At 52.6% G+C, this 20,746-nt stretch carries 18 protein-coding genes; 7 read left to right on the forward strand and 11 right to left on the reverse strand.

Going from position 1 to position 20,746, the window contains the following annotated elements:
- Positions 1 to 6 precede the first annotated feature (6 nt).
- From ACN0R1_RS14435 to ACN0R1_RS14445, 3 genes are read left to right on the forward strand one after another with little or no spacing between them, the layout of a single operon-like run.
- Entirely contained in the window at positions 7 to 801 is a 795-nt protein-coding gene (locus ACN0R1_RS14435; RefSeq protein WP_417584051.1) for a carbohydrate ABC transporter permease, read from the forward strand.
- A gap of 11 nt (positions 802 to 812) precedes the next feature.
- Positions 813 to 1,085, forward strand: a complete 273-nt coding sequence (locus ACN0R1_RS14440; protein ID WP_417584053.1) for a DUF2160 domain-containing protein — start codon at positions 813 to 815, stop codon at positions 1,083 to 1,085.
- Between the two features lie 57 nt (positions 1,086 to 1,142).
- On the forward strand, positions 1,143 to 2,870 hold the full coding sequence (locus ACN0R1_RS14445) for an ABC transporter substrate-binding protein (protein WP_417584055.1): 1,728 nt from the start codon (positions 1,143 to 1,145) through the stop codon (positions 2,868 to 2,870).
- 82 nt (positions 2,871 to 2,952) lie between these two features.
- On the opposite strand, the gene ACN0R1_RS14450 is transcribed toward ACN0R1_RS14445, so the two are convergent.
- The 8 genes from ACN0R1_RS14450 to ACN0R1_RS14485 all read right to left on the reverse strand — a co-directional run bounded on the left by ACN0R1_RS14450 (position 2,953) and on the right by ACN0R1_RS14485 (position 11,136).
- Entirely contained in the window at positions 2,953 to 3,858 is a 906-nt protein-coding gene (locus ACN0R1_RS14450; protein WP_417584057.1) for a U32 family peptidase, read from the reverse strand.
- A gap of 9 nt (positions 3,859 to 3,867) precedes the next feature.
- Positions 3,868 to 4,863 carry a ubiquinone anaerobic biosynthesis protein UbiU gene (gene ubiU, locus ACN0R1_RS14455; RefSeq protein WP_417584060.1) on the reverse strand — a complete coding sequence of 332 codons (996 nt, stop codon included), beginning with the start codon at positions 4,861 to 4,863 and terminating at the stop codon, positions 3,868 to 3,870.
- Positions 4,864 to 4,982: 119 nt separating this feature from the next.
- Positions 4,983 to 5,315, reverse strand: a complete 333-nt coding sequence (locus ACN0R1_RS14460; RefSeq protein ID WP_417584062.1) for a hypothetical protein — start codon at positions 5,313 to 5,315, stop codon at positions 4,983 to 4,985.
- Between the two features lie 28 nt (positions 5,316 to 5,343).
- Positions 5,344 to 5,886: a hypothetical protein gene (locus ACN0R1_RS14465; RefSeq protein ID WP_417584064.1), complete on the reverse strand. Its 543-nt coding sequence runs from the start codon at positions 5,884 to 5,886 to the stop codon at positions 5,344 to 5,346.
- On the reverse strand, positions 5,883 to 7,136 hold the full coding sequence (locus ACN0R1_RS14470; RefSeq protein WP_417584066.1) for a PepSY-associated TM helix domain-containing protein: 1,254 nt from the start codon (positions 7,134 to 7,136) through the stop codon (positions 5,883 to 5,885). Before ACN0R1_RS14470 ends, ACN0R1_RS14465 begins: the two co-directional genes overlap by 4 nt.
- A 28-nt stretch (positions 7,137 to 7,164) precedes the next feature.
- Positions 7,165 to 9,552, reverse strand: a complete 2,388-nt coding sequence (locus ACN0R1_RS14475; protein ID WP_417584068.1) for a TonB-dependent siderophore receptor — start codon at positions 9,550 to 9,552, stop codon at positions 7,165 to 7,167.
- 110 nt (positions 9,553 to 9,662) lie between these two features.
- Entirely contained in the window at positions 9,663 to 10,634 is a 972-nt protein-coding gene (locus ACN0R1_RS14480; RefSeq protein ID WP_417584070.1) for a DUF4880 domain-containing protein, read from the reverse strand.
- Entirely contained in the window at positions 10,627 to 11,136 is a 510-nt protein-coding gene (locus ACN0R1_RS14485) for a sigma-70 family RNA polymerase sigma factor (protein ID WP_417584072.1), read from the reverse strand. Before ACN0R1_RS14485 ends, ACN0R1_RS14480 begins: the two co-directional genes overlap by 8 nt.
- 170 nt (positions 11,137 to 11,306) lie before the next feature.
- Here ACN0R1_RS14485 and ACN0R1_RS14490 point away from each other — a divergent pair, with 170 nt between their 5' ends.
- A complete protein-coding gene (locus ACN0R1_RS14490) occupies positions 11,307 to 12,407 on the forward strand; it encodes a malate dehydrogenase (protein WP_417584074.1) in 1,101 nt (366 codons plus the stop codon).
- A gap of 15 nt (positions 12,408 to 12,422) precedes the next feature.
- Here the strand turns inward: ACN0R1_RS14490 and nadC are convergent, their stop codons facing one another.
- The gene (gene nadC, locus ACN0R1_RS14495; protein ID WP_417584076.1) at positions 12,423 to 13,265 is read right to left on the reverse strand and encodes a carboxylating nicotinate-nucleotide diphosphorylase; all 843 of its coding nucleotides are present in this window, start codon (positions 13,263 to 13,265) and stop codon (positions 12,423 to 12,425) included.
- A 62-nt stretch (positions 13,266 to 13,327) separates the two neighbouring features.
- On the opposite strand from nadC, the gene ampD reads away from it, so the two are divergent.
- The 3 genes from ampD to ACN0R1_RS14510 are packed head-to-tail and all read left to right on the forward strand — an operon-like array spanning position 13,328 to position 16,536.
- Positions 13,328 to 13,912: a 1,6-anhydro-N-acetylmuramyl-L-alanine amidase AmpD gene (ampD, locus tag ACN0R1_RS14500; RefSeq protein WP_417584078.1), complete on the forward strand. Its 585-nt coding sequence runs from the start codon at positions 13,328 to 13,330 to the stop codon at positions 13,910 to 13,912.
- Positions 13,899 to 15,833, forward strand: a complete 1,935-nt coding sequence (gene mnmC / locus ACN0R1_RS14505; protein ID WP_417584080.1) for a bifunctional tRNA (5-methylaminomethyl-2-thiouridine)(34)-methyltransferase MnmD/FAD-dependent 5-carboxymethylaminomethyl-2-thiouridine(34) oxidoreductase MnmC — start codon at positions 13,899 to 13,901, stop codon at positions 15,831 to 15,833. The genes ampD and mnmC overlap by 14 nt, the downstream gene beginning before the upstream one ends.
- A 52-nt stretch (positions 15,834 to 15,885) precedes the next feature.
- The gene (locus ACN0R1_RS14510; RefSeq protein WP_417584082.1) at positions 15,886 to 16,536 is read left to right on the forward strand and encodes an HPP family protein; all 651 of its coding nucleotides are present in this window, start codon (positions 15,886 to 15,888) and stop codon (positions 16,534 to 16,536) included.
- Positions 16,537 to 16,539: 3 nt separating this feature from the next.
- Here ACN0R1_RS14510 and ligA read toward each other — a convergent pair whose 3' ends face one another.
- Both ligA and zipA read right to left on the reverse strand, forming a co-directional pair.
- Positions 16,540 to 18,924: an NAD-dependent DNA ligase LigA gene (ligA, locus tag ACN0R1_RS14515; protein ID WP_417584084.1), complete on the reverse strand. Its 2,385-nt coding sequence runs from the start codon at positions 18,922 to 18,924 to the stop codon at positions 16,540 to 16,542.
- A gap of 21 nt (positions 18,925 to 18,945) precedes the next feature.
- Positions 18,946 to 20,697, reverse strand: coding sequence for a cell division protein ZipA (gene zipA, locus ACN0R1_RS14520; protein WP_417584086.1), 1,752 nt, complete (start codon positions 20,695 to 20,697; stop codon positions 18,946 to 18,948).
- Positions 20,698 to 20,746: the final 49 nt, after the last annotated feature.

The raw sequence follows: 20,746 nt of genomic DNA on the forward strand, positions 1-20,746 counted from the left end.
ACAGAGATGAAATCACGCATCGCATTCATCATTTACCTGATAGTGATGATTCTGCCGATCTACTGGCTGGTGAATATGTCACTGCAGACCAACGCGGAGATTCTTGGCGAACTCAGCTTCTGGCCGAGGAATCTGACTTTCGACAACTACATCAATATATTAACCAACCCAAGCTGGTACATGGGTTACGTGAACTCCATGACCTATGTGTTCATGAACATGGCCATTAGCCTGACAGTCGCTCTGCCAGCTGCCTACGCTTTCAGCCGCTACAGATTTGTAGGTGACAAACACCTGTTCTTCTGGCTGCTGACCAACAAGATGGCTCCACCAGCGGTATTCGCACTGCCGTTCTTCCAGCTTTACTCGTCCGTGGGGCTGTTCGACACCCATATCGCCGTAGCGCTGGCCCATACCCTGTTCAATGTAGCCCTGGCCGTGTGGATTCTTGAAGGTTTTATGAGTGGCGTGCCCAAGGAAATAGACGAAACCGCCTATATCGACGGTTACAGCTTTCCGAAGTTCTTCGTGAAGATCTTTATTCCGCTAATCCGATCCGGCATTGGCGTGACCGCCTTCTTCCTGTTTATGTTTTCCTGGATAGAGTTATTGCTGGCAAGGACTCTCACCTCGACGGGGGCCCAGCCGATCCAGGCCATCATGACCCGAACGCAGGGTGCCTCCGGTATCGACTGGGGCACGCTGGCGGCAGCGGGTGTGCTCACCATCGTACCGGGTATTGCCGTGGTCTACTTCGTACGCAATCACATCGCCAAGGGCTTCGCTCTGGGTCGTACCTAAGGAGACTTGTTATGAGCTGGATGCATTGGACCGGTCCGACGGCTGGATTCTTTATTTCGATTGCCCTGATTCTGACGGGCATGACTGTATGGCAGTACTTTTCGCCCAGTGTCGAGCGAAAAGGCTTCCTGCCGATCAGCACGACGCGTGGTGACCGGCTGTTCATTGGTCTTCTGACCAGTGCGTTCATTCACCTCGCTTTCATCGGAGTGACTGAACTTCATGTGTTGGTAGCAACCGCAGTGTCTGTTGTCTGGATGGTCATTCTGATGCGCTGGGGTTAATCCAAAAAAGGGACTTTCCTTCTTACAGGGATGCAAACAAAGCTAGATGAGGTATGTATGAAAAACATAAAAATGAAGTACCTTTCGCTGATTATTTCCGGGGCGCTGCTGACGTCATCACAGCTATACGCCCAGGACTATAGGGCGGCGGCTGAAAAGGCTCTGGATGAGCATTTCCAGCGCTCAACCCTGTCCAGGGAAGAGCAGCTTGCCGAACTGGAGTGGTTCATCAACGCGGCTGAGCCCTTCCGTGGCATGGAAATCAAGACCGTAGCCGAAGGCTTAACGACCCACACTTACGAAGCCGAAGTGCTGGCCAAGGTCTTCGAAGAGATTACCGGTATTAAAATCACCCACAACATCATCGGCGAAGGTGATGTGGTGGATACCATGCAGACGCAGATGCAGTCCGACAGGAATATCTACGACGGGTATATCAACGATTCAGATGCTATCGGGACTCATCTGCGCTACGGCAAGACCATTGCCATCTCGGATGCCATAGAAAACGAATGGAAGGACTATACCAGCCCTTACCTGGATCTGGATGATTTTATCGGTTTGCAGTACACCACCGGACCCGATGGCAAGGTTTATCAGTTGCCGGATCAGCAGTTCGCCAACCTCTACTGGTTCCGCGCAGACTGGTTTGATCGCGAGGATCTACAGGCACAGTTCAAAGAGCGCTATGGTTATGACCTGGGCGTACCGCTAAACTGGTCGGCCTATGAAGACATCGCCGAGTTTTTCAGTGTTCACGTTAAGGAAATCGATGGTAAGCGGGTTTACGGTCACATGGACTATGGGCGTCGCGATCCATCCCTGGGCTGGCGTTTCCATGACTCCTGGCTCTCTATGGCGGGTATGGGCGACAAAAGCGTGCCTTTCGGCAATCCAGTGGATGATTGGGGTATTCGAGTCAATGAAGAGGGCAACCCCGTAGGTGCCAGTGTCAGCCGTGGCGGTGCAACCAACTCGCCAGCGTCTGTGTATGCTGTCACCAAGATGGTTGAGTGGCTGCGTGACTATGCCCCAGAGAGTGCACGGGGCATGACCTTTGGCGAGGCTGGACCCGTACCGGCACAGGGCCAGATTGCACAACAGATCTTCTGGTACACCGCATTTACGGCTGACATGACCGACCCGAGTCTTCCGGTGACTGACGACGAAGGTAATCCCAAGTGGCGCATGGCACCGTCTCCAACCGGTCCCTACTGGGAAGAAGGCATGAAGGTAGGTTATCAGGACGTAGGCTCTTGGACATTCTTCAACTCAACACCTGAAGATCGTCGTACCGCAGCCTGGCTGTTTGCCCAGTTCACGGTTTCCAAGACCGTTTCTCTGGAAAAGACCATTGCCGGTCTGACACCGATTCGTCGTTCCGATATTTTCTCGGATGAAATGACCGAGCTGGCACCCAAACTGGGCGGACTGGTCGAGTTCTACCGCAGTGAAAATGAAAGCATGTGGACACCGACAGGTACCAACGTGCCGGATTACCCACGTCTCGCACCGCTGTGGTGGCAGAACCTGGCACCAGCCGTCAACGGAGAAATCACGCCCAAGGAAGCGCTGGACAATCTGGCGGACGCCATAGATCGCACTATGGCGCGTCTGGCACGGGCTAACGTGTTCGCAAACTATGCACCGGTCCTTAACGAACCACGTGACGAGCAGTACTGGCTGGATCAACCCGGTGCGCCTAAGCCCGCTCTGGAGAACGAAAAGCCCCAGGGCAAGACCATGCCGTATGATCAGATGATGGAAGAATGGATGGCCCAATAAGGCCGATCCATTCTGTGACAAGCCTCGGCCAGTCCGCAAAGCGACGGACTGGCCGAGGCTCTACCCATATTCTGACCAGCCATTACCTGCCTGACTCTACCTGCTCCATACCTGGGCGGCCAAACCAGTAGCCATTGCAATCCAGCTGATCATGCAGCGGGATGGTCGTTTCAGCCGGTGTCCAGCCATGACGTAACTGATCAAAGTGACTGACCACCTCAGCCATACCCTGCGCTTGAGGGCTGAGCCTCACCACATCGACCTGCAGCTGATGCATTAAAGGCAGCTGATCAACCAGATTGCAGCAAGCGCCGGACAGGGTCTGGATACCATTCAGCACAAAAACATCCTGTGCCTCCTGAGAGCGCATTAACAGGCCACCCTGATACTGTTGACAGACAAAACCACAGCGATCTTTGGGCAAATCATGGTAGCGCGCGGTAAAGCAACGCGATGACCAGGCCAGAGGCAGATGACCATAAGCGAATACTTCCGTTTCGACTGGCATGCCTTCCGCGGTGATGGCCTGTTGCATATCGGCCAGGGTTTCACGCGACAGCTCCACCGGAAAACACCAGCGTTGCAGCCCCAGGCTCACCAAACGCTGCAGTGTTCTTGGGTTATAGATATTCACCGCCGGTCCACTAACAAAGGGCACCTCGGCTTCAGACAGGAGTTGCAAGGCACTCTGATCATTGGCTTCCACCTGCCAACCCTGACTGGCGGCCAGATCAACCAGGCGCATCAGTTGTTTCAGATCCCCTTCTGATTCAATCAGTGTCTGGCTGGATAGCACCACCTGCTTACCCGCCTGCACTAGCTGGTTAGCAATACTGGCCCAGTCATCCAGTTTCAGCTCTCGGCGTCTGGCACACACGGTTTCACCCAGATAAACGATTTCTACCGGCCACTGACTGACTTGATCATAGAAAGCTTCAACTGCGGATTTTTTCCAGTAATACAGCAAGGGTCCCAAAGACAATTTCATCGCCAATTCCTACTTCCATTTTCTGTGATAAGCACCCAGTGTCGTCAGACTGCCCTCAGACAACTGACTTAACTGCCCTGCCCAGCGCTGCAACTGCGCTGGATCAGCGGCCGAGGTCCTGGCCTTATCGATCGCCTGCCGCCACACCTGTGTCACCTGCGCTACATACGCCGGACTGCGCTGACGCCCTTCAATTTTTACCGCAGCGATACCCATGGCTTGCAACTTGGGTAACAGATCCAATGTGGACAAGCTGACCGGTTCTTCCAGAGCATGATAGGTTTCATCACCGACAGCAAAGCGACCCTTGCACAGCGTCGGATAACCGGCTTTTTCACCTGCCAGGAAACGATCAATCAATACACCATTGAGCCGCGCTTCAAGACCAGAAGCGGTTTCCTGCCAACGTACTGCTTTGGCAGGTGAACAGGCGCCACGCGTATTAGGTGATTCATCAGTCAGATAGGAAGATAGGTAACAACGCCCTTCTGCCATGATGCACAGGCTACCGAAGGCAAACACCTCCAGCTCAACAGGACTCTGTTTGGCTAAGTCCTCGACCTGAGCAATCGACAGTACACGCGGCAACACCGCCCGCTTAATGCCAAACTGTTGTTGATAGAAAGTCAGCGCAGCACGACTGGTAGCCGAGCCCTGCACAGACAGGTGACGTGATAGATCAGGATAGGTCTGAGCGGCATAATCCAACAGCCCCATATCGGCCAGGATCAGCGCATCCACACCCAGTGCTGCGGCCTGATCCACAGCGCCGGTCCACTCGGACCAACGTGAGGGTTGTGGATAAGTATTGATAGCACAGAACACCCGACAGCCGCGACTCTGCGCATAGTCGACACCTTCACGCGCACGTTTGTCGTTAAAATTCAATCCAATAAACTGCCGTGCATTGGTGGCGTTCTGAAAACCGAAATAGACCGCATCGGCCCCTTCATCTACCGCCTTTTTCAGCGCCGGAAGATTCCCGGCAGGACAGACCAACTCCATGCATACCTCCAAAAATTTGGGCAAGCATAGCAGTTCATCGGCTGTGATAAGTTGATACTGGTCATGATCCGGTGGATACAAGTGATGGCAGTTCAATAAGCGCCATTAGCACGACTGGGTTAAGAATCTATCCCGTCTATTTCTGGCCAGTCTATTTCAACAGTATGCCCAGGACCTGCATCCAATAAGATGTAAAAATCACCCTCAGGACGCGGAAATCGGATGCGGGAGTGTTCATCCAGCGCGCTCGACAGAATCACGTCCTCATCATAGGTGATAACATCCAGTTGGGTGCCCTCAGCCCCGGAGCCATCGGAAAAACCACCTTGGCAGACAATGAATTCCCCCTCAAGTTTGCACTGACAGTGCGGAGAGTGCGCCCAGGCAGGCAAGGTAACCAGGCTGCTGAACATCAGTAGCGCTATACAAAAAAAGTGTTTCTTCGTTCTCATGATCCGTCCTCAGGTTAGTGCGCACAGGTTAGCGATTACGTCGCTGAATGAAGGTTACGGCGCTGGGTGAGGCGTCGGCCAAGGGCATGGACATCTGGTGCACAGAGCCATCCCAACCTTCCAGGGTCAGCCAGATATCGGCATCGGCCGTGGCGCTATCGGTAATGGGTACCGCGATAAACTGGCGATAAGGTGTCCCAAAGGAAATAGCGCCAGCGGTGCGCAAATTACGCGGTTTGCCAATACGTATATAGGCGGCTTTCACCTCCGGGATACAGGCCTGACAGAGTGACAGTGAAAAGGTTTTCATATGGCTGGCCACCCCATCTTTCCAGGGTGGAAGGGTATCCCACTCGGCCAGCTGAATCTGCCACGGCCCCACTTGATGCTGACCAAGGTCCCGTTCACCCAGGCCTTTTTCACCGCGTGTCATTGCCAGGTTATCAAAATAAAAAGGCATCGCCACGATTGGCAAAATCAGCAACAGAGCGCTTAGATGAAAGCGCCAACGAAACCACAGGCTGTTTTTATTACCGGATATAGTCTTCGCAGATATGGATGCTTGACTCATGTCCTTTCTCCTTCTTGTAAGGCATAAGCCGGTATCCGGGAGTCGGGCTGTTTGTTTGGCTGTTTTTTGATTTTTCTTTCCCGAAGGACGGCCGCCGTATCCCTGAAGGTACGTTTGGTCCAGATCATCATGCCGCTGAACACCATCATGGTCAGTAGTATGCCAAAGAAGAAATACACCAGTTTCAGGCTCAGACCGACAAAATCACCTGTGTGCAGCGGGCGCATAGAGCCGGTGATGATCTCAAGCCAGGATAGATCGGAAATCCGGCGTGTCTGTTCAATCTTGGCATTGTAGGGATTAACGCTAACGTTTTCGAACAGCAGCGGATAGCTGACGCTACGCCCGCCGATATTATAGTGCGCATAAGCATTCCACGGCATGGAGACAAAAGATGCCTGAAAATCTGGAAATGCCGTTTCGACAGCGGCAGTTGCTTCATCCAGGCTGATAAAAGGCGGGGTCTGGCTGTTGGCATCTAGCGGCGGGACATCGGCCCGGTCTACATAGATGGGTGGTCCAGCCGTTGAAAAGGATATTTGATTATCCTGCAGTATGCCTTGAAGTAAAAACCAGATGCTGGTGATCGAGATGATGGCAATAAAAGGAATAGACCAGATACCTGCCAGACGATGAAAATCACCCCAGAATACCCGTGCATTGACGTTGAAACGTAGTCGCGGGCGCAAGAAACCTCGCCAAAAACGTTTGTAAACCACAAGCCCCGTGACCAATGAAACCAGCATGGGGATGGCGGTGATACTGACCAGATACCACCCCCAACTGTAGCCATTGGTCCAGGGCATCAATAGCCAACCATGTAGGCCACGGATAAACTGGCGAAAATCAAAACGAGCGCTCTCCCCTTGTATGACACCGGTATAGGGATTCACGTATAAAGTCCGGGTCGTGGTGTCCGGGTAGCTGATATCAGCCGTCAGTGCAAACTGCGATTTTACCGGCCGAGAAATGGACTGAATAATCGCTTCAGGATGCCCTTCCTTCACCACCGCCACAATTTCATCAAAACTGAGCAGCGGGCCCGCCTGAGCAGGAGGATTGGCACGTGAGGCCGGATCAGCCAGCCACACGATCTCCTGACTAACCGTTGCGATGGTACCCGTTAGACAGATGAAAAATACAAATGCCCAGATCGGCATAGCCATCCAGCTATGCACTAGAAACCAGATTTTGGCACGGCTAGGTTTTGGTTTTTCCGCACCTGATTTAATCGATATAGAATTAGACATCAGACAGTAATTCCTCCCAGCTTACCGGTCAGAGCTTGTAGTCAAGCGAGAGTAAAACGCTTCTAGGCGCGCCATAGATCGCACCATACTGCACGGAACGAATATATTTCTCATCAAACAGATTGTTGACGTTTAAGTGCAGGGTTGCGTTGTCGCTCAACGCATAAGCCGCGAAGGCGTCGGCAATAAAGTGTGAGTCCTGTCGAGCTCCACCGTCCTTAGACACATCGGACTGCCAACGCACCCCCGTGCCCACCCGCAAATCGGGCAACATGGGCATACGCGTGGCAGCACGAATTTTTAACGTATGCCGAGGAACCCACTCGTAGATATCGCTACCATCTTCCCCAGTCAGCTTGAGCGAGGTATAGCCAACCGTTAGCTGGGTATTTTCACTGACTTGACCAGTGGCTTCTAACTCGAAACCGCGCGAAGTCACGTCCATCGGTTCATAGTAGTTCCATTGGGCAACAGGATCGAAGCCAGCAATGGTTGCAAGTCCCTTCTGCTTGGCAGAAAAAACCGCAACAGTGGTAAGGAGATCACCATCAAACCACTCGGCTTTGAGGCCGATCTCAGTGTTAACCCCCTTCATCGGCGCAAGGAAGGCACCATTCACGTCACGTTGATCCTGCGCCTGGAAGATATCCGAGTATGAAGCATAGGTCATCACATCAGGTGAAATATCGTAGGTTAAGCCAAAATACGGGCTGGCCTTTTCAGTCGTTTCGTTGTCAAGATTAGTTCCACCGCCGTAGATCGCCGTACCATCTCGCTTTAGGTGTATGGCGTTAATGCCGACGATACCCCTGAGTCTATCGGTCAAGGATATACGGCTTGCAGCGTACAACCGGGTAATGTTCTGATCACCATCTGATGCGACACTTTTAGCTCCCCAATTGGGCTCTGCATAAACATCGCCACCATAAGGAAAAGCTGGCAATACGGGGAAGGTGGCACCATCGTATGTGTAGGTCAGACTTGTCTGCCTGGAATGACTCAAGCCGAACACGGCTTCGTGTTGGCGACCGAAAGCATCAAAAACACCGGTGAGGTTGACATCGAGGATATTGATCTCTGATTCGCTATCGCTGCGATACGGCCAACCGAGCAGACCGGTGTTGTCATCGTTCAGATAGCCAGTGGAGGTGTAGGCATAAAACAACTTGTTATCACTGCTACCCTTGGTGTGGCTGTAAGTCACCTTGCCCTCCCAGTCAGGCGATAGCATATGTGAGTACTCGATGAAGGCGTTATAGGACTGGTTGTTCCATCGTGTCCAGTCCTGGGCAGTGGAGGCAGAGACGTCGAAATCAGCCAGGCTACCGTCGGCATAAGGCAGTGTCAGCGATCCCCACATAGGAGAACGCTGTTTGGAATCCTGGTAGCTCAAGCCCAGTGTTAACACTCCGTCGAGACCAATCTGCCCTTCGACAACGCCGTAGAGGGAGGTACGCTTGTCATTAAGTGCGCGCAGGTACGAGCCCTTATCCTCCTGCGTAAGCACCAGTCGTCCGGCCCACTCGCCATCCTCAGTGAGCACCTTGTTATAATCCAATGCCAGGCGTTTAAGACCATGGGATCCACCGGAGAGCTGAACCTCGCCACCGTCCTCGTTGGTAGGCCGTTTGCGAACGAAGTTGATGGTACCAGAGGCGTTACCGACACCGGTGAGCAAGCCATTTGCGCCACGAGTCAGTTCGATTTTATCGAACAGGAAGGTATCCAGTTGACCTTCAACAAGCCCCCAGTCGTTGGTCATCCCTAAGCCATCGACCTGCGTCAGCATAATATCGAAGCCACGTGCGTTATAGCCGGTACGATTGGTCTCCCACTCATCGACGTTGATACCGGTACCCATACGCAACGCATCATTACTGTTGCTAACACCAAAGTCGCGCAAGCTTTCCTGTTCGATCGTGCTGATCGTCTGGGGGGTGTCCTTTATTTCCATAGGTAGATTGGTTGCGCCTTTGGAAACACGGAATTCACGTTTATGTTGAATGCTGAGGGTGGGCAACTGCACCGCGCCATGCTGGCTTACCACAGGCTCAGGCCGGTTGATAATATAGCCCCCGCCAGTTTGCGGTACAGCGACCAGTCCGCTGTCCTGTAGCAGAAGACTTAACGCCTGATCGACGGAATAGTTACCTTGCAGGCCTCGTGTTTGTTTACCCTGACTCAAGTCTCCGCTCACGGACACTAGGACTCCACTCTGCTGACCAAACAGCACCAAGGCTGAGTCCAGAGCGCCACTCGGAATTGCAAAAGCCTGTTTAACATCCACCACCGGGTCAGCGTGTATCAGCGCGGACACTGATAGCCCACTAAGTCCGAGTCCCATAGCCAAGGCGAGTTGACTCAAGGTGGGTCGGTATTTTCTTACAAGACTTACAGGTGGCTGGGTCAACAACATGCTCAAGATTCCTTGTTTAGTGGCTTATACACTTGGGTTGATAGCCAAGCGCAGTTCATATTTGATATGCCCCACGAACAGGAAAAATCTGCCTTATTTTTATAATTTTTTTATGCAGGCATGAGTCGTACCCAATATTTACTCACTCTATGTTGACGAATAGGTAGAATTTGGCAGAGGTTATCGAGGATAGCGTCAGTATCCTCAATTGGAAAACTGCCTGAAAATGTAAGATGGGCAATGTCGTCGGCGTAGCCCAGGTAACCGCTTCGGTAACGAGCAAGCTGTTGGATAAAGTCGCTTAATTGGGTGCGCTGGGCGGTTAACAGCCCTTGGCGCCAACTCAGGTGGTAAGGCGTTAGGGTTGACTGTTGAACCTGTTCTCCCTGCATCAGTAGACCCTGGCTAGCGGTAACCTGATATTCTCTGTTACCACTGAGGGTACAGTTCACCTGCCCAGTAATCACTTGCAAATGGCAACGGCTATCTTCTCGGGACAGGGTAAATTCGCTACCCACATCTGGGCTGAATAGATGGTTGCCGATCCGAACCTGGGCACCACCACTGTTGGTAATGGCCAACTCACCATAGTGCAGCCTAAGCTCAGGTTGGGCGTTGAAGTCCACAGCAAGGGCCGATTGGGTATTAAGAATTAACCTGCTGCTGTCTTGAAGAACCAGTGTTTTTTGCTCACCAGCCGCTGTTTGTATATCGGCCATCGTCTTGCCGTACAGATAGCGTCCAGCTTGTGCAGCACCGGTAATATCACGGGTTAACCACAGCGCTGTACCTAAAGCACTAATGGAGGCGAGTGTTTTCAGAGTGCGGCGTTTTTGCAGTAATCGGTGTTCAGCCGAATGCAGGCTGTATAAAGCCTTCTCACTGTTCAGATTCGAGATGGCAGAGAAGTGTTGATTTGCTCGTCCCAGCTGATCCCAAACCAAAGCGTGCTCCGGGCTTTGCGATAGCCAGTGAGTAAAGGCACGCTGCTCTTCATCTGCAACCTCCCCTGCTTCGAATTTAACCAGCCAGTGAATAGCTTCCGTTACGAGTTCACGAGTTGGCATGGCTGAATTAGTCATACAAGACTCGATAGCACTGTTGCATACAACGCACCATGGCTTTTTGCACTCTGTTTACGTTGATGTTCAGGTGCTCAGCTATCTCCTGATATTTCAGTCCATCCAGGCGCGCCATCAGAAAAATCTGCTGATCCCGATGAGGCAAACCATCGAGTATCTGCGCCAGTTGCAGCAACGTTTCTACCACCAGATGCTGATCTTCCAACGAGGGCGATTCAGGCTCTGGTTGCAGGGCCAACATCTCTAAATAAGCTTGCTCTAAGGCTTGTCGTCGCCAGTGGTTGAACATCAGCCCTTTGGCAATGGTGCTGAGATAAGCGCGAGGGCTGTCAGGTTGTGGAGCCGTATCTTTTAATAGCACTCGGATAAACGTATCTTGAGCCAAGTCGGCCGCTGTTTCCGAACAGCCTAAACGTCGACGCAACCAATGGTGCAACCATCCACGATGGTCGCGGTACAGCGAGTCCACCTGATTGTGCAGCATTGAGTTAGCCTCAGACATCAGTATTCCTTAACAACTATAATAATGATAATAGTTATCATTCTATATATCGATATCTAAGCTTACAAGCTCTAATCAATTTCAACAGAACACATTAGCTGGGGTTCATATTAACTAGACTTTGGTCTAGTATTTCACAATCCATAAACACTATAAAAAGAGATCCCCTTATGAGACGCCCTGTCCGTATCGCCATTACCGGTGCCGCTGGTGCCATCAGTAACAGCCTGCTTTTCCAGATTGCCGATGGCAGCATGATGGGAGATGATCAGCCCGTCATCCTGCAATTGATCGAGATGCCTGAACGTATGGAAGCCCTGCGTGGCTTGGCCATGGAGCTAGAGGACTGTGCCTTTCCTTTACTGCATACCATTACGCTGCACGATAATGTCGAAGAGGGCTTTAATAATGCTCACTATGCGTTATTGATCGGAGCACGCCCTCGTGGGCCGGGTATGGAAAGGCGCGACTTGTTGGAAGTGAATGCGGAAATCTTTACCCGTCAGGGCAAGGCCCTCAACGATCACGCTAACCGTGATGTGAAGGTGCTGGTGGTGGGCAACCCGGCGAACACCAATGCGCTGATCGCCAGTCGTAACGCACCTAAATTGTCACCATCACAGTTCACTGCCCTGACTCGACTTGATCACAATCGGGCCAAGGGTATCCTGGCTAACCACACAGGGGCTAATCCACTGGATATTGATGGCATCATCATCTGGGGTAACCATTCACCGACACAGTTTCCTGATCTTTACCATGCCAGTGTGCTGGGGCAGCCCGTCATGGAACAGATAGATCAGGATTGGTATCAGCAGGAGTTCATCCCCAAGGTACAGACCCGTGGCAGTCAGATTATTGATGCCCGCGGTGTATCCAGTGCCGCATCAGCGGCTCAGGCCATCATTCATCATATGCGCGACTGGGCACTGGGCACTCCGCCGGGCCAGGTTGTCAGTATGGGTATTATCAGTGATGGCAGTTACGGTATTGAGAAAGGGATTTTCTACTCCTTTCCGGTACGCTGTAACTATGGCCGCTATCAGATAGTCAAAGGGCTGGATCTAAATGAATACAGTATGACGATGATGAAGCTTACTGAACAGGAACTGCTGGATGAAAAAGCCGCTGTTAATCATCTGCTACCGCCAGAAACCGAGGCTTCACACCAGCATCTGTCCATCTGTCTGCGCTCGGGTGTAACCCTCTATGCCGATGGCACAGGACCTGAGGCGAGCTTTAAATACCTCAGTACTAACCGGGTTCTCTAGCATCCAGTCAGTAAATTAAAGGGTGATCCGCATCGACAGATCGATCGCCCGACAATGTTTGGTCAAGGCACCTATGGAAATATAATCAACACCGGTGGTGGCAAAATCCAGCAACGTGGCATCGGTGATATTACCTGAAGCTTCCAGCTTCGCTTTACCGGCATTGATCTGAACCGCTTCACGCATCTGCGCCGGGGTGAAGTTATCCAGCATAATAATGTCCGCTCCGGCCTGCAGCGCTTCATGTAACTGCTCAAAGGTTTCAACTTCCACCTCGACCGGCTTACCGGGATGGTTCTGATGCGCGGTTTGAATGGCGGTGGTAATGCCGCCACAAGCCATCAGATGATTTTCCTTGATCAGAAAAGCATCGAATAAGCCGATACGGTGGTTAAAACAGCCTCCACAACTGACGGCATATTTCTGCGCCATCCGCAGTCCTGGCAGGGTTTTGCGGGTATCCAGTAACTTTACGCTGGTTGCCGCCACTTTATCGGCATAAGCAGCACTGAGTGTTGCTGTACCAGACAAGGTCTGCAGAAAATTGAGTGCCGTGCGCTCGCCGGTCAGGATTGCCCGAGCCGACCCCTTGAGTAACAGCAACTCAGTATCCGCCGCCACCCGATCACCCTCCTGAACCTGCCACTGCAGTTCAACGTCAGGATCCACCTGGCGAAACACCTCATTTACCCAGGCCACACCACAGATAACCGCGGCTTCACGGGTGATCACCCGGGCACTGGCCTGATGCGCCGCCGGGATAAGTTCAGCGGTAATATCGCCACTGCCGACATCTTCCAACAGAGCAGAGGTAACATTATCCTGGATAACGGCTTGCAGTTCAGGGAGTGTAAGCATGAGAATAGGCTATTCCGAAGTTTCAATCTAAGATGCAGCATTCTAACCATCAGGATCACTCTGTGCCAGTGCAAAGCTTACTCAAGGATCATCGTCTGACGTTTGCCCGTCAGGTTAACTGTGATAATTTCAACGCCCGCCCGAATGATGAGGTGTCGCTGCTGGTGATCCATAACATCAGTCTGCCTGCGGGTCAGTTTGGTGGCCCTTATATCGAAGACCTGTTCTGTAACCGTCTGGATCCTGAGGCTGACCCCGGTTTTTGCCAGATTGCAGCGCTACAGGTCTCGGCTCACCTGTTGATTCGCCGTGACGGTGAAGTGCTGCAGTTTGTGCCCTTCAATCAGCGCGCCTGGCATGCCGGAGCATCCTGTTTTGAGGGCCGCGACAACTGCAATGACTTCTCCATCGGCATCGAACTGGAAGGTACAGATACCACGCCCTTCACCCCAGCACAGTATCAGCAACTCAGCCGGATTACCCTGCTGTTAATGCAGGCTTACCCTGAGATTACGCCTGCACGCATCACCGGCCATAGTGATATTGCGCCGGAGCGAAAAACCGATCCTGGCCCCTGTTTTGATTGGGATAGCTACCTGAAAAGCCTTGAATCAGTAGCACAGGGGTTTGCCGATGAGTCGTATTGAAAGTGCCAGACTGCGTTGGGAAGACGGCGTACCTGTCGCCGAAGCCTTTGATGATTTCTATTTCAACACGGATGGCGGTATTGAAGAGAGCCAGCATGTCTTTCTGGCGGGTAACCAGCTCGAGCAACGCTTTCAGGCGCTAGCCAGTCGACAGACTTTTGTCATAGGTGAAACCGGTTTTGGTACCGGATTGAATTTTTTTACTGCCCGGAAACTGTGGCTGCGCTGCGCACCAGCCGATGCCCAATTGCACTACCTGGCATTTGAGAAATATCCGTTATCTCTGGCCGACATGGAAATCCTGCTGCAGCGCTGGCCTGATATAACCGATTGCCAAAGCCGCTTTCTGCCGCAGTATCCACCCCAGCAACAGGGCTTCCATAGCCTGTTCTTTGACCAGGGCCGTGTACAGCTGACGCTGATTATCGGTGATGCACTGGAGCAACTGCCGCAACTTCAAGCCAGCGTCGATGCCTGGTTTCTGGATGGCTTTTCTCCTGATAAAAATCCGGACATGTGGCAACCGGCGCTGTTTCAACAACTGGCCGCTAAAAGCCACCCAGGTACCACTTTGGCAACTTTTACCGTTGCCCGCCAGGTCAGAGAAGGCCTGCAGCAGGCCGGATTTAGCCTGAGTAAACGCTCCGGTTTTGGCCGCAAACGGGAAATGCTCTGTGGGCAACTGAGTGATGCGCCGTTACAGTCGCCGTTAGAACCAGCGCCACAACACTTGATTGTTGTCGGTGCTGGACTGGCGGGTGCGTCAACAGCTCGGGCGCTGGCCGAACAAGGTATAAGCGTGACACTACTCGAAGCAGGACCTGAACCTGCACAACAGGGCTCGGGTAATGCCCAGGGCGCGCTTTACGCCAAGTTAGCGGTAAAACCCACTTATGAAAGTGCCTTTCACCTGCAGGGGCTGCTATTCAGCGCTAATCAACTGCGACAACTCCCCGACACAGATCCGCCGTTGGCCTCGCTCTGCGGGGTACTGCAATTGGCCATACAGCCCAAGGATGCCAAGCGTCAGAAACAGTTGCTATCTGAGGGTCATTACGCGGACAGCCTGTTTCGTGCTGTTTCTGCTGAACAAGCCTCAGCGCTAGCCGGAACCCAGGTAGGCTATCCCGGATTATTCTTTCCCCATGCTGGCTGGGTCGCCCCCGCTGACTATTGCCGCTATCTGCTGGACCATCCGGCGATCGAATGTCACTTCAATCAGCCAGTACAGCAATTGATTGCCGATGCCGATCACAGTCACTGGGCAGTCAAAACGCTCCAAGGGTGCTTTTCAGCTCCAAAAGTGATTATATGCACCGCTGCCGATACGCGTCAGCTAGCCGAACTTGCTCATTTGCCGGTTAAACCGATACGCGGACAAACCAGTCTGGTCCAGGCCAGTGCATCGCTGCCAGAGCTCCACACGGTTATCTGTGGTGAAGGCTATATCTCTCCGGCACGGAAAGCGCACTACTGCTTTGGCGCTACGTTTGATCTGCATTATGCCAACACGGAACTGCGTGACAGTGATCATCAGAAGAACCTTAATACTCTGGCCGCCGCCCTACCCGCCTTCAAAACGCTGACACCGGCCGACTGTGATGGACGTACCGGATTTCGTTGCAGCACCCCGGATTATCTGCCGATGGTAGGCCAGGTGGCTGATTACGATGCCACGGTGGAAGTGTTTGCCCCACTGAGGACCGATTCCCGCCGTCTGGCTGATCAGCCGGTACCACGTTTATCCGGACTTTATGTCAACACCGGTCACGGCTCCAAAGGCCTGATAACCTGCCCGATCAGCGCCGCACTACTGACAGCACAGATCTGTGGCACGCCCGCGCCCTTATCCAAGCAACTGATAGCCCGTCTGGACCCGGCACGATTTATTCTGCGTGATCTGACACGACGACGAATTTAATGATTTTCAGTAAAATGACGATATACTCTACAAGAGAGAGGAGTCGCTTAGTATGTCACTGATAATCATAGATCAAGGGAACAGGATACAGACACCGGTCAAGGCACTGTTTAAACAACGCAGTGTCGATGAAACGGCTGCCAGTAACGCATCGCGTGGTCTGCCAGGTTCAGATGAAAACATGAAGCGCCCGGGTGAACGTTTTATTCGACTCGACCCGGAATCCAGTCGCCATCCGGCACCTCAGACCAGCGGCGCTCAGGCAGCCTATGAGGAAACCAGCAAGGCTGGCAAACCCAAAACAGCTCGCCCGGTACTGCGTGCGCAGCAGATTATGACCTTCCCGGTGCAGACCATTACCACCACAGCATCACTGCGTCAGGCCTGGTTACAACTGGAAGAACACAACATTGCCCATCTGGTTGTGCTGGATGACAGTGAACGACCTGTTGGCCTGATCTCCCGCCCGGACATCCTTGAGCACGGCACTGACTCCACTGTTACGGTGGCGGTGGTGTATCAGAAACAGATGGTTGCCGCGACACTGGAAACTGAGCTGTCCCAGATTGCCTCGACCTTTGTTAGTTATCCGATCAGCGCCATTCCGGTGATCAGCGAAAAAGACGAACTGCTTGGCATCATTTCCAGAACTGATCTGGTGCGCTTACTTATCAATGACGCGCAGGTGGAAAGCTGGGCCTGAGGTTTACTTCAGGCTCTCCAGCAAAGACAGAAAGGTCGTTTCATCGATCACCTTAACACCGAGCTGTTCTGCTTTAGTCAGTTTTGACCCAGCCCCAGGGCCTGCGACAACACAAGCCGTTTTACCGGATACACTGCCACTCACCTTCGCCCCCAGTGCCAGCAATTGATCCTTGGCCTCATCACGGGTCATGACTTCCAACGTGCCGGTTAGCACCCAGGTTTCTCCCGCCAGAGGTTGTGCATTTTTCTGCACGTTTTCTGATGAGCTCTCGGCTGAGTTCTCCGCGGCAACCTGCGCGGCTTCGCTTCCTGCATACAGGCCAAAGTCCTGCAGTTGTTGGTAGAGCGCTCGGGCCTTATCCAGCCAATCGCTATCCTTTAGACACTCAGCAACACCCTGCTGCGCTTTGCTATTCAGTCCGGGTACTTGAGCCAGACGTGCGACATCGGTGTTAAACAGTTGCTCCGGATTGTCAAAGAAGGCAGCCAGGGCTTTGGCACTGGTCGGTCCGACGCCACGTATAGCTAAATGACTGAGCAAGTCACTGAGGGTAATTTTGCCTCGCAGCCCAACAGCTACCTCGCCAGAGGCTTTAAGAGACACACCTGCGGCAAGCAGGGCATCCATGACTTCCTGATTGTGACTATCCTGCATAAAGTTATGAATTTCAGCTGCAACTTCCTGGCCTATATCACGCAAAAATACCAACAGCTGTGGTAAGGCTTCACGAATACGGCTCAGGCTGCCGAGGCTTTGTGCCAGCACCCGCGCCGTCTCTTCACCGACTTCGGGTATACCCAAGGCATAGATAAAGCGCTCCAGCGTTACCGACTTACTGGATTGAATCGCCTGGTATAAATTTTCGGATGACAGCATAGCAAAGCCGTCTAGTTGCAGTAACTGCTCGCTAGTCAGCTGATACAGGTCTGCTGGAGATTTCACCAATCCGCGTTCAACCAGTTGCTCTGCATTCTTATCGCCAAGCCCCTCGATATCCATCGCTCGTCGGGATACAAAATGCAAGATAGACTGCTTAACCTGCGCCCGACAGGCCAGACGGCCAACACAGCGGTAGACGGTACCGAAGCTTTGGCTATCAGTAGCCTTACGGTGTCTATTCAGCAGGCTACGTTCGATATCCGAACCACAGACCGGGCAGTGTTCGGGCAGTTGAACTTCGCTAACCTGATCCGGCTGACGCTGCTCCATGACCACACTAACGATCTTCGGAATCACATCACCCGCGCGACGAACCATCACGTAATCACCCGCCATTACCCCCAGACGGTTGATCTCATCCATATTGTGCAGGGTTGCATTACTGACAGTAACGCCGCCGACAAACACGGGCTCCAGCCGGGCAACAGGCGTAATCGCACCGGTACGCCCCACTTGAAACTCCACCGAGTTCAGTCGGGTGATCTCTTCCTGTGCCGGAAACTTGCGGGCAATTGCCCAGCGTGGCGCGCGCGAGACAAACCCCAGCTGTTGCTGCTGGTCGCGCTGATTAACCTTGAATACGATACCATCAATATCGTAGGGTAGCGTCTGCCGCTTTTCTGCCAACTGAGTATAGTAATCCAGACAGCCCTGCAGCCCAGAGACCAGCCGCATCTCGGCATTGATACGTATACCCCAGCGCTGCAGTTGCTCAAGGGTTTGCACATGCCCTTCGGGTAGCTCACCCCCGGAGACTATTCCGGTACTGTAAGCACAAAACTCCAGAGGCCGTGCGGCGGTAATTTGCGGGTCTAACTGACGCAAGCTGCCCGCAGCGGCATTACGCGGATTAACAAAGGTTTTTTCACCTCGCTCTATAGAAGCCTGATTAAGTGCATCAAAACCGGCGCGAGGCATATAGATTTCACCGCGGACTTCCAGGCGCTCCGGAATATTTTCGCCATGCAGTTTAAGTGGCACGCTGCGGATAGTACGCACATTGCCGGTGATATTTTCACCTGTGTAACCATCCCCGCGTGTTGCACCCAGTACCAACAACCCTTGTTCATAGATCAGACTGATGGCGATGCCATCCAGCTTGGGTTCACAGGCAAAATCGACGGGCGACTGATCCAGACGCTCTTCGACACGGCGCATAAACGCCGCCAGGTCTTCATCAGTGAAGGCATTATCCAATGACAACATCGGCAGTTCGTGTGCCACTTCGGCAAAACCACCCATCGGCTTCGCGCCGACGCGCTGAGTGGGTGACTCGGGGGTAATCAGATGAGGATGTTCCGCTTCCAGCGCCTGCAGCTCAGCAAACAGACGATCATACCCGGCATCGGTGATACTCGGGTCATCCAGTACATAATAACGATAGTTGTGCTGGTCCAGCTGTTCGCGCAGATCAGCCAGTTTGGCGGTTATATCCTGATGAGTCATAGGTATCTTGTGGCTTAGAGGTTAGCGGCCCAGTTTTCGACGACGACTCTGCATCTCGAAATCACGAATACGCTGACGATAGTGCTCTTTGGTTTGTTCGCGCATTACCGAACGGTCTTCATCAAGTAGATCTCCGTCCAGGTGCTTGGCAAGTGTTTCAGCCGTTGCCAGCATACACTCGTAGGCTGTCATCGGGTCTTTCGGTTCACGCATCGACATGAAAAAGGACACCGCCGGTGTTTCCAGCTCATCCATGGCATCCGGATCAAAGGTACCCGGATTGACCGCATTGGCCATACTGAACTGTAAAGATGATGCCACCGCATCGCCTTCAAAACGGTGATAGATCGACATATCACCAAACTCCATACCACAGGCCTCTACCACCTTTTGCAAGGGCACACCTGGCAGTTTCTGACGATCACGGCCCACCACGGTGATTACCAGCACTTCGTCTGGATCCGGCATATCAGTGAGTGCCTTACGAGCCGCAGCCGCCGCCGATTTAGAGGCTGCCGAGCTGGCTGCCTGGGATTCTGCCGCGCGATTATCAGGTTTTGCAGGTGTGCTGGGCACTGATGTTCTAGGCGCTTGCTCTTTCGGCTTAAACGGAGGTTCAGCTTCCTGCCGGGTTTCAAATTCGGACTCCAGCGCAGAAAGCCCCATATCTGACAGCAGATCCTCTTCAGGTTCATCCAGAGGTAACGTAAAACTGGGGTTTTCAACCTGGCGGCGACGCGGTTTTTCCGCTACCCGACGGCCATAATCTTTGCTGGTGTCCTTACTGTCGTTTTTACTGTTGTCTTTAACTGAGTCTTTAGCCGCGGCTTTATTAGCCATAATCTGATGAATCGGCTGTTCCAGATCCAGGTCAAGGTAAAGATTCGGCTGAGTTATTTCTTCATCCGGCACATCCCTATCAAAGGAATCGGAGGGTATATCATCAAATAAGGGATCCAGGCCAGAATAATCTGCCTTAGGATTTTCGGCCACGACTGGGGCAGCTTCAGGAAGGCTGGTTTTATCTTCGGGCGTCAGAAACTTGGGTTCTGGTTCCGACTCAAGCTCAGGCTCAGGCTCAGCCATAGGTCTTTCAGATTCATCGAAGCTATCAAACTGGCGTTCCAGCTCAGGATCCCACTCAAACTGCTCAGCGACAGTATCAGGCTCAGGCTCAGGCTCAGGCTCAGGTTCGATTGGCTCGGCAGACAGAGGCGGCTGCAAGTGATCCGTATCATCGTCATAGGCACTGAAGGCTGATGGCTTTGTTTCAGCAGGGAAGTCAAATGCATCAATCATGCCTTCCTGAAGTTCGGCAGGATTAATATTACTGAGAACCGGAATATCGGTATTGTCTGTCGCATGGGCCGGTGCTTCGACTAATTCTTCGGCTCGGGGAGTGTATGTTCGTGGCGTTTGTGGTTCGTGGAGCTCGGGTGCTTCGGGCGTAGAGATACCAATATCGAGCTTATCTGAGTCAGGCTCAGGTTCAACATTGGCTGCTTTCGTAACCGGTTGGTCCTGAAGCTCTGTTCGGCGATCGTTGTGACTGGCTGTCGTCAACGGCGGTTCAACAAATGAACGAACACGCGCACCACCATTCGGCAACTCAGGATTATGATGACTGGTTTCACCAATCTCTGACAGCGTTTTGTCAATATCAATACGTAAGCGGTTGCGATTTGCGCGTATACGGCGCCAACCGTCAAAAAGAATCAGGGCGATGACAAAAATAGCGCCGATGATAAGCCATTCGCGAAGACTGATCTCCATGATTCAACCGGTTCCCAAGTTACAACTCTGATTATAAATAGCGTTAAAG

It is taken from the genome of Nitrincola sp. (genome assembly GCF_048264025.1).
Lineage (GTDB): Bacteria > Pseudomonadota > Gammaproteobacteria > Pseudomonadales > Balneatricaceae > Nitrincola.